General features: G+C 32.0%; 13 protein-coding genes. 2 read left to right on the top strand and 11 right to left on the bottom strand.

Translation table 11 applies throughout. The annotated features are described in order from the left end of the window. The first annotated feature begins 655 nt into the window (after positions 1-655). Entirely contained in the window at positions 656-865 is a 210-nt protein-coding gene (locus KPL54_RS10095) for a TOBE domain-containing protein (RefSeq protein ID WP_171295489.1), read from the top strand. Between the two features lie 108 nt (positions 866-973). On the opposite strand, the gene KPL54_RS10100 is transcribed toward KPL54_RS10095, so the two are convergent. After that, a complete protein-coding gene (locus KPL54_RS10100; protein WP_216106458.1) occupies positions 974-1,960 on the bottom strand; it encodes a substrate-binding domain-containing protein in 987 nt (328 codons plus the stop codon). A 189-nt stretch (positions 1,961-2,149) separates the two neighbouring features. Between KPL54_RS10100 and KPL54_RS10105 the strand changes: the two genes are divergently transcribed. Then, positions 2,150-3,697 (top strand): hypothetical protein, encoded by a 1,548-nt coding sequence (locus KPL54_RS10105; RefSeq protein WP_253203421.1) that lies wholly within the window; start codon positions 2,150-2,152, stop codon positions 3,695-3,697. Between the two features lie 73 nt (positions 3,698-3,770). Here the strand turns inward: KPL54_RS10105 and anfO are convergent, their stop codons facing one another. The 10 genes from anfO to modB form a co-directional block, all read right to left on the bottom strand. After that, positions 3,771-4,403, bottom strand: coding sequence for a Fe-only nitrogenase accessory protein AnfO (gene anfO, locus KPL54_RS10110; RefSeq protein ID WP_216106459.1), 633 nt, complete (start codon positions 4,401-4,403; stop codon positions 3,771-3,773). A gap of 26 nt (positions 4,404-4,429) precedes the next feature. After that, complete coding sequence (locus KPL54_RS10115; RefSeq protein ID WP_216106460.1) at positions 4,430-4,921, bottom strand: GNAT family N-acetyltransferase; 492 nt, start codon at positions 4,919-4,921, stop codon at positions 4,430-4,432. 143 nt (positions 4,922-5,064) lie between these two features. After that, complete coding sequence (gene anfK, locus KPL54_RS10120; RefSeq protein WP_216106461.1) at positions 5,065-6,456, bottom strand: Fe-only nitrogenase subunit beta; 1,392 nt, start codon at positions 6,454-6,456, stop codon at positions 5,065-5,067. 15 nt (positions 6,457-6,471) lie between these two features. Then, positions 6,472-6,810, bottom strand: coding sequence for a Fe-only nitrogenase subunit delta (anfG, locus tag KPL54_RS10125; RefSeq protein WP_309245376.1), 339 nt, complete (start codon positions 6,808-6,810; stop codon positions 6,472-6,474). Between the two features lie 22 nt (positions 6,811-6,832). Then, positions 6,833-8,395: a nitrogenase iron-iron protein, alpha chain gene (gene anfD, locus KPL54_RS10130; RefSeq protein WP_216106462.1), complete on the bottom strand. Its 1,563-nt coding sequence runs from the start codon at positions 8,393-8,395 to the stop codon at positions 6,833-6,835. Between the two features lie 27 nt (positions 8,396-8,422). Then, positions 8,423-8,794 carry a P-II family nitrogen regulator gene (locus tag KPL54_RS10135; RefSeq protein WP_216106463.1) on the bottom strand — a complete coding sequence of 124 codons (372 nt, stop codon included), beginning with the start codon at positions 8,792-8,794 and terminating at the stop codon, positions 8,423-8,425. A 12-nt stretch (positions 8,795-8,806) separates the two neighbouring features. Then, on the bottom strand, positions 8,807-9,124 hold the full coding sequence (locus KPL54_RS10140; protein WP_216106464.1) for a P-II family nitrogen regulator: 318 nt from the start codon (positions 9,122-9,124) through the stop codon (positions 8,807-8,809). 90 nt (positions 9,125-9,214) lie between these two features. Continuing rightward, positions 9,215-10,036, bottom strand: coding sequence for a nitrogenase iron protein (nifH, locus tag KPL54_RS10145; RefSeq protein WP_216106465.1), 822 nt, complete (start codon positions 10,034-10,036; stop codon positions 9,215-9,217). Between the two features lie 648 nt (positions 10,037-10,684). Then, positions 10,685-11,752 carry a sulfate/molybdate ABC transporter ATP-binding protein gene (locus KPL54_RS10150; RefSeq protein WP_216106466.1) on the bottom strand — a complete coding sequence of 356 codons (1,068 nt, stop codon included), beginning with the start codon at positions 11,750-11,752 and terminating at the stop codon, positions 10,685-10,687. A gap of 2 nt (positions 11,753-11,754) precedes the next feature. Next, a complete protein-coding gene (gene modB, locus KPL54_RS10155; RefSeq protein WP_216106467.1) occupies positions 11,755-12,438 on the bottom strand; it encodes a molybdate ABC transporter permease subunit in 684 nt (227 codons plus the stop codon). Positions 12,439-12,440 lie beyond the last annotated feature (2 nt).

Raw genomic sequence — 12,440 nt, forward strand, 5'->3', positions numbered from 1 at the left:
ATTTATTTTATTTCAGAATTTTAAATATTGTATTTTTCGAGAAATTTGTTATTATTCAATTCAATTCTGAAAATTGCGAATATTCAACACGTAAAATCATTTATATTAATGTTATTATAGATAAAAAGCCTGTATTTCTTTATGTTTTATTCTAAATGATTTTTTTGAAATCTTATCATAACCATAATATTTACTTTAAGTGATTTAAATATTAGTTTTAAATAAAAGATTTTTTTGTTTGAATTTTGAAACAAATGAATTTTGTTTAAATTTATATACTCATTTTCACTCTTTTTTAATTAGTTATTTTTATTTATATTACTGTCTTTTTGATATATAGTCAAGCTTTTTTTGCAAGTTTTGCATAAGTATTCTTGTAAATCCACCATTTTTTATTATGATATCGTTGCCATATGAATTGATTGAATTTGCAATCGTTACCGCACTTCCCTTCTGTAATCTGATTTTATTTAACTAACTTCATGTCATTTCTGAAATTAAATCCTTTTTGCAACTTTCCTTCACTTAATAACTATATCTATTATGAATTCCCATTAAAAAGGTTGACTATTTTAGAATTTAATGGAATAATATCAATTAATAATTGTACAGTATCTATTAACTACAATTTAATTTTTGGGAGGTATAAATAATTATGGCATTAAGCGCAAGAAATCAATTAAAAGGAAAAGTTGTATCTATTAACGAAGGGGCAGTTACAGCATACGTCGTTGTTGATATTGGCAGTGGTAACCTTGTTACTTCTTCTATATCAATAGCCGCAGTACATGATTTAGATTTAAAAGTTGGTTCAAACGTAACTTCAGTTATAAAAGCTTCTTCTGTAATGTTAATGACAGAGTAAAATGTCTTAACTGTTTTTATTATAGAATAAAAGGGATATATGTATTAGTTTTACTAATACTATATCCCTTTTAGTATTCTATGTTTAATTACTTTACTAAGGCAATAATTATGGTTGTTCTACTATTTTCCCAGTATCAGTCAAATCATACCCACCTATTCCTCGCAGTTCTTCCTTAAATTCCTTTGAATTAAGAATTTCAAGTATTGCTTGAAATGGGGGTTTGTTTATATCATCTTTCTTAATTATTAAATCATATCTTTCCTTTTGCATAGGTACAAATTGAATATTTTCAACCTGCTGAGCAACCTTTTCATTGCCTATAGCTACATCTGCATCACCACGTGCAACAGTACTAGCAACAGCTAAATGTGATAATGCTTCGCTTTCATACCCATTAATTGACTGCCATGGTATTCCAAGTTTACATAATTTTTCATCTATTAGAACTCGTACTCCACAACCTCTTTCTCTATTAATCATTAAAACATCAGATCTAGTTAAATCCTTCCACGTAGTTATGCTTTTAGGATTACCTTTAGCAACATAGAAACCTTGCATACGGCATACTAAATGAATAATAATACAAGGTACTCCCGGAAGTATTCTACGTACATAAGGGATATTGTAAACTCCAGTATCACCATCCCATAGATGTGCTGTAGCAATATTTATATTGCCTCTATATAATTCAACTAGACCATTGTAACTTCCTATATAACGTCTAAGCGCCTGAAGTCCATTAGGATGTTGTTCTAAATGCCGAGTTAAAACATCCAAAAGAATATCTTGACCACAAATTATAAAATCACTTTTATAACTTGAACCAAGCAAATCTTTTTTGGTATTTAGTGAAGTTATAATTGGATTATTGATTTTTTCCACATTAATTTGTTCAACATTAATTGATGAAGTTTTAATATTAGTTCTACTTTTATTCTTGTACTTTTCAATATCAATTTCATCTATTCGTACCTTTCTACCTACTCTATAAGAAGAAAGTTCTCCTCTTTTTATTAATTCATATACTGTATTTTTAGAAATATTTAAAACTTGTGCAACTTCCTGAGTTGTTAATCCTGAGTTTGCTTCCATAATAAACAATTCTCCCTTCGACTTTCCAAAAATAATTACTATATTATTGATTTATCTTAATATTAGCATTATAATATTTCTATATACAGTCTCATTATGTTTAACACAATTCATCTTAATTATATACCAAATAGTGCAATTAATAAAGCTATAGAAAAAATTCAAAATTGTAAAGGAGGCATTCTATAATTGGAGTTAATTAAAGATAATTCAAATTCAGTAAATTTAAACATCGGAAGTTTTTCAAGAATGATAGGTCAAACTTGGAATGTCCCTGAAAATGTTCTTGAAAATTACATATTAGCAAACGTAAGCATATCAATGATTAGAAATCCTAACATGAAAAAAGATATTAACAAATTATATCTTCTTGATAAAATTAAATATTATGAAGTTGTTAAAAAATCTTCCTGTGCAAAACATATTATTATGACACAAGGTACACTTGAGCAAGAAATTGAAGGAAGAAAAGCACTTGGTATTCTTTTAATTGCGGAGAATGATTATAACTTAAGAAGCACTATAATTAAATTGCTTAGAAAACACTATTCAGTAGTCTTTAATGCAGTTAAAAAGTATGATAAAAGAGAGCTAACTAAAAGATATCATCTAATGGATGAAGTTACAATGAAAACAGAAGCAAGACTTGAAGCAGCAATATACTTTTATTTTGGTATATATCGCAATGCAAACGAAGTTGATCAAGGGTTTTTTAAATCAATTATTAATGATATAAAAACGTTTGAGTTTTGCGACCCCATGACAAGAGACATAACGAAGGAATTAGAAGTACATAAAAACGAGCTTCAAGAGATCAAATCATTACTCAAAAGGGAGTATGGTAAAATAAATAGTTTTAAAGATATTTTAAACAGCAATGTAAATATTATTGAAGAATCAGGTGGAATTCTTGAGAATATTTTCATTATTAATAAACTCGATGTTAATCATCTCTTCTCAGACTCGAACTTTTTAAATATCGATGAAATATTATTATCCTATATTAAAATGGGATATACTTCTTTGGACTCTAAAGTGATACTTCAAGTTCTTGTAAATGGTATTTTCATAAAATCATTAATTAATGAATATAAAAAATCTAAGAACCTATATTTTGAAAATAATCAAGAAACATTGCTTATTAAAATAAACTTTTTAGAAAACAATTTAAATATTGTTAATCTTGCAAATACAGATATGTCAAATAAGTTAACTATTTCTAAGAAACAAAATACAAAATTTGAAGAAACTCTAAATAGTCAGATAAATAAATTAAATAAAACACATAATTCTCAAGTTGTGGAAATGCAAAATAGAATCACTGATCTTGAAAACCAGTTATTAGCTGAGAAAAGATATAAAGCTGAATTAAACGGTTTACGAGAATATGTTTTCAAAATAAATAATGATTATATCCCCTTAGAACAAACAAAGTCATTATCAGATTACATATCAAATATTAATATTATTATCATAGGTGGTGCTAAAGACTGGAGAAGAAAATTCAGAGAAAAATATCCAGAGCTTAGAACGCTGCACGGCTTTAGTGAAAATTTTGATACTAGTGTTTTAGTCAATTGCGATTATGTGTTTTTCTATCCCGGCTTTATGAATCACGCAACCTATTACAAAGCCATGAGTTTTATAAGAACTAATCAGCTTAAATTTGGATATATAGGAAAAACAAATATAGACTTAGTAGAACTAGAAATAATTGATGAATTAGATAAAATATGATGAATATAAAAAAAGATATGTCTATTATAAAACAGTCGCCAATAAATTATAGGCGACCGTTTATTTTTTTTACTTATAAAGTAGTACTAATATTATGAGAATAAACCTTTACCCTCATTGTTCCATCATTTATTTTTTCTATGTCTGAACTTAAATTTAGTTTACTAAACTCACCACCAAACCATAGTGGAACATGTGTACAAATTATTTCAAGTTTCTTAAACTCAGTATTATTAATGAAAGGCAAAAGTAATTGTTTAGATGTTAATTTTTCATTATCTTCCATTTCTGCTTGTATATCAATAAAATAATACCCCTCCTTCCCATTTATCGAAGGTCTTGGTATAATCTCAGCTCTCTGTTTTTTAAGTTTTCTCTCTTCCTCACCTTTTAATACAAGTTCTAAGAAACCTTCAGGCGTGCCTTCTACCTTCAAAAGGTTAAAACCCATGTTATCAAGTATAGTATATGGAAGCCCTTTAACATCACCCGCTACAAAGACCTTACATTCGCCGAGAGCATCAGCCATATTTTTAACATTATCACGAATTGTTTCCGTGCTCATTAAATCGTTAATTTCAAAAATGATTTCCTTTATTACTTTCCACTCTGATTTTTCCTTTAAATATAGCTTAGTTACCCCACTTTGATTAAAAGAGATTGTTTTACCATTTTCACCAAGAAACACTGCAATTTCCATGCCCATAATTTTACCCCCTATAATTTTTATATTTACTCACTGTTTCCAGCGGTTGGAGTGATTCCATCAAGAGGCATAGTATACCTTACAAATCCATCCGCCCGGCAAAATTTATCATAAACAGATCTAGCTGTTGTATTCCCTATGCGAGTCATCCAATAAACTCTAGTCCAATTGTTTTCCAAACCTATGTTAATAAGTCTCTGTATCATAAGTTTCGAGGCGCCTCTTCCTCTTTTCTTTGGTATAACAAACAAATCATCCATGAGGCAAGCAAGCCCCTCACTCCAAGTATATTCGTGAAGTACATAATTAGCAAAACCTATAATTTCACCATTATCAACAGCAATAAGTGCGCATATGGAACTTGATGTATTAATTATTCGTGCCCAGGTTGATTCAGTAATATTTTCAGGCACAATAACTCCATAAAATGAATTGTAATCTGCCCACATCGCCTTCCAAGCTATTTCGTCATTGTAATTTGCTGTTCTAATTTCAATCCCCTTAGCTATGCTTTCCATTTATAAATCACCTCTTTATAAAATTAATAATTAGGACACCTCGAGAAATCATTCTCGAAGTGTCCTTTGGTTTCGTTAAACTATAACTTGTAATGACTTTTATATTATAAAATCATTTAAAAATATAATTCATTAAATATGTCTTACCATACATTCAATACCCATTCCTTATTCTTCTTATACTCCATATCAGTAAATATTGTGTTGGCCATCTGTTCTCCTAGCCACATTGCACCTGCATAACCAACTACAGGATAACGATACATTCCTGCACGATCATAAGTCGGAAAACCCACTCGTAGCATTGGGATATTGTTGTCAATAGCGATGTACCTACCTTTAGAATGTCCCAAAATAAGATCAAGTTCAAGTCCTTCGTTCTTGATTCTGTTTTCAAGTTCCCAAAAATCTGCATTAGTAATTATCTCCATGTCATAATCAACATTTTCCTTAAGTGCCATAATTCTTAGATCTTTCTTATATCCCTTATTGTCGTCACCAAGTAAAAGCAGTACCGGTTTCATTTCTAAATCAAGACAAAATTCAGCAAGACCGATAACTAGGTCTGGATTTCCGTATATCGCTACCTTCTTACCCGCTAAAAACATATGAGTAATATCACTAAGTGCATCAATTGCAATTCCACGTTCAGCAACTAAAGACTTAGGAATTGACTTACCAGTCATTTTCTTTACATTTTGCAGAAATATATCCGTATTCCTTATTCCAATAGGAGTAGGTCCAAGAATCATTGGAACCCCAAATTCATTTTGAAGATATTCAGCTGCTTTTCCACCCTCATACCTATTAAGAGCAATAGTTCCAATTGCATTTGCGGTTCCAGTTAAATCTGCAATTGTAGTATTTCCATGGGAAGTAGCGTTTCCATCTGGCATTAACGGAGAATCAAAACTTTCAATTTCAAAAAGTACAGTTGCATCTACTTCCATTTCTGACAAGAGATGCTTAAGTGCTGTAACATCTCCCGGATTTACCCATCCAGTAATAAGATTTAATTTTTCATTAGACACATCTTCTTTTTTGGCAAAAGCTTTTATAAACTCCTCTACTGCCACATCGTATCCGCTTATCATACTTCCCTTAAAACTTGGTGTATGCATTGGGACAAGATGAACTTCTCTCCCAGCATATTTTTCTTTTAAAAGTCCTTTATTTAATTTCGTAATAACCCCATCTATATCATCACCAATAATCTCTGTTGAACATGTTGTAATGATTGGTATGACTTTCACATGTGGATACCTCATCAAAAGAACATCTACTGCTTCTTCAACACGATTTAGTGCACCAAATACCGCACCATCCTCATGTAGTGATGAAGATGCAATCTCAAAGCTCTCCTTGAAATGTTGTGAAAACAGAAGCCTAACAAACATAACGCATCCTTGTCCTCCATGAACTATTCCGATACAATCTTTTACTCCTATGCTGGCATACTGAGCTCCACAAGGCTGGCATGTAAATATTGGGTTGATAATGCCAGCACGTTCCTTTTGTTTTAATTCACAAGACATAATATCACCCCTTATTTAATATAGTTTGTCATTAATTTCTGTATTACGCGACGCTGTAATGGTTAAATAATCAACACGATCCTTAAATCCCTGCATGAGTATCTTAATCTTAGGTTTTTCCATTGTAACAATCCATGGAAATAATCGTTTATAGTTATCTGAAAGAAGTTGAGCCTCGACCCAGTAACATCTATCCGCAGGTGTTCCCATATCCACAGGCTCATCACACAACAATTGAGTAGCTTTTTCAATTATATTCTCATTTTGATTCTTTCTATCCCAAGCCCGGGAATTAAACTGCCATAGACAATTTTTCATTATATAATCCACAAGTTGTTCTATTTTATCTTCCACAATATCTCCTCCTTTACTCAGTTTACTTCGCTATAACCGGTTTTACCGGGTAACTTGGATATACCTTATTACGAAGTGGTGTGATAATATCGTACTCCCCGCTATATTCCCTGAGGTACTGCGAAGCTTTTACCTCCTCACTTAAATCCACTGATGATATCATATTTGGTGTCATAAATGCTGCATCCATAGGTGTTTCATCTTTACTTATATCTATCAAAGCAAGCTGATGAATTGGTGAATATATCGCATTATACATATCACGTGCAAGTCTTACCCATCCCTCGTATCCCTTATATGGACCATTATGATAAGCATGTACATTAATGTATGGGACTCTAATTTTTTTAGCAACCTCACCTGGTCTTTTTCCAGTTAAAACTATATCTGGTTTTAATGTAAGCATCGCTTCCATGCACTCTAGTTCGTTTGGATCATCAATTGCCATAGCGCTTTCTCCACATCTAGCAATACCTTTTTCAAAATCTCCCTGATGACCGAATTTTGAATACACTGAGACAACCTCCATTCCCATTTCTGTATGAAGTATATTTGCCCAATGCCAAAGTTTAGATCCGCCCGGCCATAAACATACTTTCTTTCCTCTAAGGCGTTCTTTATACCAATCAAGTTCTGGCTTCCATCTGGCAGTTTGTTCATCAATAATCACCTCTGCTCTATCTTCAATCCCAAAGAATAAACCAATCTTTTTTAGTGTTGTGGTCATTGGTTCAAATCCAAACCCATCAATATCAAGCCTTGGAGTTCCATATCTTTTCCTTAGTTCATTACATATATACTCAGCGGACCTTGCACACTCAAGTACATTTAACTGTGCCTTATCCATAGCTCTAAGGTCATCATAAGATCCATTACCAGTAAAAGTTGAAAGAACTTGAATACCCATTCTCTTAAAATAATCAACCATAACTTCTTGATCACCTTGAATGTTATACTCTCCTACATAATTAATGACATAATCACTGGTTATTTTAGGTTCAAATGTTCCAACCTTCTGATCTATCCATGCTATATTAATTTTGTGATGTCCTGCTGATTGACTAGGCCCAGCAAATCCTGGAGAATTACAAACAAATATATCAACATCGGGCATTTCATCCATTACTTCTTTAGCAATAGCATCTATATCGTCTCCTATAAGTGCTGTAGAGCAAGTAGAGTAGAGAGTCATCCTTTTTATCTTAGGAAATGCCTTAAATGCCTCAATAATATTATTTTTCAGTAGCTTTTCAGCTCCAAATACAATATTCTTTTCTTTTACATCTGTGGCAAAAGTATATTTAATTTGAAAGTTATCATTATCGCTTAAATAACGTTTAGTTTGCCAAGTATCATAAGTACACCCAATTGGTCCATGACTCATATGCAGAACATCCTTCATTGGTGTACCGATAACATGTTTAGCTCCGCAGTATGCACATCCACGTTCCGAAAGTGACCCTGGAATTGTGTTGAGATATCCCAAAGGAAGGCATGACGTCAAATCCTCGCCTTTTCCTTTTATAACTACATGTTTTTCTCTTTCAGGAATACATTCACTACATTTAAACAAATGATTTGGCATATTTCATTCCTCCTTGTTGTTTTTATATCAAAGAACAGCTTTATCGCCTTCTTCGTTTGTACTTATCCGCACGCCATTATCCACCGGACAAACGAATATCTTCCCGTCCCCTATCTGTCCCGTATTGTTTGCCTCAATGATTGTTTGGATCACAATTTCTACATCGGCATCACTAACTACTATTGACAAAAGTCGTTTGGGTATATACTGCATGCCTCCTTGCTTGCCCTTAGCTATTTCATTTGGTCTAATATCACAACTAAGTTCGCCAGCAATACCTCTCTGATTACCACGCCCAAGGACTGAATTTGCAGTTAGCCCTACGAACCCAAGCTTTTCAAGAGCATCTTTAGTTTGTCCCACTTTCTTTGGACGGATGATTGTAAATATTTCTTTCATATTTGCACCCCCTTATAATCCTTTGACGCCAGTTCGCACCGTATAGGCATCTTCCACAGGAACTATAAATATTTTTCCATCTCCATAATTTCCTGTGTATGATTTATATTTAATAAGTTTAATAACTTCTTCTACATCCTCATCTTCTACAACTAGCATAATCATAATTTTAGGAAGCTCATCATAATGCGTTTCTCCAATTGTTATCCCTTTTTGTTTCCCACGACCAAATACATTAATTTTTGTTAATGAAACAAATCCAGCTTCTGAAAGGCCATAAGCAACACCATCAAAGGCTTCAGGACGTATTATAGCTCTTATCATTTTCATATTAATTCCTCCTATATTTACGAAAATAAACACGGACATTTTTTAAATATATTACCATTGCTATGACAAGTTTAGTTTAGTTGTATAATATTAGATATCCATTAACCCATGTTCCATTAGTATTTCTTCTAATCTCTCCTGAGCCATCGGTTTGGGAATAACAAACATCTTATTCTCATCAATTGCTTTAGCAAGCTGTCTATACTCTTGCGCTTGATTTGCCTCTGGATCAAATTCTATTACAGTTTGTTTGTGTATTTCAGCTCTTTGAACCATGTTATCTCTTGGTACAAAATATATTAACTGACTTCCTAGTTCCTCTGCAAATGCTTTTAAAAGATCTATTTCCTTATCAACATTTCTACTATTACAAATTATTCCACCAAGTCTTATTCCACTACTGTTCGCGTATTTGAGTACTCCTTTTGCAATATTATTTGCTGCATATAGCGCCATCATTTCGCCACTTGCAACTATATATATTTCTTGAGCCTTTCCTTCACGCATTGGCATTGCAAATCCCCCACAAACAACATCACCTAAAACATCATAAAATACATAATCTAAATCAGGAGTATATGCACCAAGACTTTCAAGCATATTAATTGAAGTTATAATTCCACGTCCGGCGCAACCAACACCTGGTTCAGGCCCACCTGATTCAACACATCTTATATTCCCAAATCCATCTTTTAATATCGAATCAAGATCTACATCTTCTCCTTCCTCTCTTAATGTATCAAGAACACTTTTCTGTGCAAGACCACCTAATAAAAGTCTTGTTGAATCTGCTTTTGGATCACAACCAACTACCATAATTTGTTTTCCCATTTGCGCAAGACCCGCTGTTAGATTTTGAGTGGTAGTAGATTTTCCAATACCACCTTTACCATAAATTGCTATCTGTCTCATTGTTATACTCCTCCTTTTAAATAAATATTTTTTATATAAATATGAAACGCTTTTAAATATTTCACTTTATGTACTGCAAAATAATTCTAAGTTAATTTAGTTTGTTCGAATATGGTTCAATTTGTATCTAACATTTCCAATTTGTATATTGTTTATATTATAATATCGTTTATAAGATAATGCAAGTATTATTTATTTATTATATCTTTTTTCTTACAATTTTAAATATTGCATCACAATACTTTTAGCTACTATCTCTTTTAATAAACCGGCTTACATTATTGGTTTAACTAGGCTTTACGTTATTTTTTACTTTTATACATATACATTATTAAATTTTTTCAATTATATATGTGATTATATAAGTGGCCACAATTGAATTATTTTATAATAAAAATTTCATTTTATTAATGTTTTGTAAAAATAAGTCTAATATTTTACGTTGATTTGCTTATTACAATACTATATTCATACAGTTTTGCACCGTTTAGCACATTGAAGTGCAATCTCTTTTATGATTATAATTAAGAGATACATAATTTATGCAAAAGAAGACCTTATATCGGATCTCCTTTAAATTTAGAAAATAAAAAAGGGACTGTCTCAAAATAGAAATTTCTATTTTGAGACAGTCCCTTACTGCTAGTTTTACTTCATTCTTATAACTTTATCCGGGTTAATTCTTATTTTTAATGGAAGTGGTTTTTGTTTAATTAAATCCCACTCTTCCTTAGAAATATCCCACATTATATTATAATCTTTTTCACCTACTATAGGCTTACTAAATTTAAGATATACTTTTATTCTAAATAAAGCCTCACTAGTAAAAACAACCCAACAATTAAAAGTATTAATAACTTCATTTTCTTCACAAATTTCTAAATAATGAGCCCTAATTCCTATGTATGTTATATCACCTTCTATTTCATAGTTAAATGTAATTCTGCATCCCCAATCAACAGCTTCTATTATATTAGGTTCAACTTTCCTAGCCTTTGAAATATTTTTACAACCTGTTAATTTAGCAGAATAAATCGTTGGTGGATTATTAAATATAACGTCCTTATGACCAACCGCATCAATCTTTCCTCCTTCTATTATTATTATATTATTGCATAATTGATAAGCTTCTTCCATGTTATGTGTAACAAAAATTGAAGTTCCCTTAAATTCCTTAAGATCCTCCTTTAGCCTAATAATCATGTTATTCCTAAGGTGCTCATCTAATGCTGAAAATGGTTCATCAAGAAGTAATATTTCAGGATCTACAACAAGAGCCCTTGCAAGTGCAACTCTTTGTTGTTGCCCTCCTGACAATTGATATGGATATCTTTTTTCCATTCCATTAAGCTGTAAGTCCATAATTTTCTTACTAATTTTCTTAGTTCTCTCAACTTTAGAAATCTTTTTAACAAGCCCGAAACCAATATTTTCTTCTACTGTCATATTAGGAAAAAGAGCATAATTTTGAAAAAGAAAGCCAACTTTTCTTTCTCGTATTGGCATATTTGTTTTTTTTTCTGAATCAAACAACACACGGTCATTTAACACTATTCGTCCTGTATCTGGTGTTTCAATTCCCGCAATGCATCTTAACGTCATGCTTTTGCCTGACCCAGACGATCCTAAAAGCCCTAATGTATAATTATCAGCCTTAAATTTAACTTTAAGTTCAAATCCCTGTAGTTTTTTTATAATATCTACTTCTAAACTCATAATTATTTTCTCCTAGCAGATGATACTATAAACATTTGCTTCTCAGCCCATTTATCACTAGCAACCATTACTGTTAAAGATATTATAAATATTAATATAACCCATTTAATGGCATTGCCAGTTTCTCCTGCTACCTCAGCAAAATATATTGCAATTGGTATTGTTTGCGTTTTACCAGGAATACTTCCAGCAATCATTATAGTTGCTCCAAATTCTCCAAGTGCCCTTGCAAATGACAAGACTGTACCTGCCGCAATTCCTGGCCAAGCTAGTGGTACAGCTACCTTCCAAAAAATTCTTTGCTCGGATACTCCAAGGGTCCTAGCTGCATTAATAACATTAACATCAATTTGCCTAAAAGCACCAACGCAGGTCCTATACATTAAAGGAAAGGCAACTACAGTTGCAGCTATAACTGTAGCATACCATGTGAATATTATATTAATTCCAAATCTACTTAACAACTTTCCTATAGGGAAATTTTTTCCTATAATCATAAGTAATATAAACCCTACAACCGTTGGAGGAAGTACCATTGGTAATGTCAAAATCCCATCTAATATCCCTCTAGCGCGTCCTTTATAGCTAGCCATAAACCAAGCCGCTGCGATTCCAATGAAAAACACTATAAAAGTAGCTGTAATAGAGGTTTTTATAGAAATCCATAATGGTGAATATTCTGACATAC

The sequence above is a fragment of the Clostridium estertheticum genome (genome assembly GCF_018861295.1).
GTDB lineage: Bacteria > Bacillota > Clostridia > Clostridiales > Clostridiaceae > Clostridium_AD > Clostridium_AD estertheticum_D.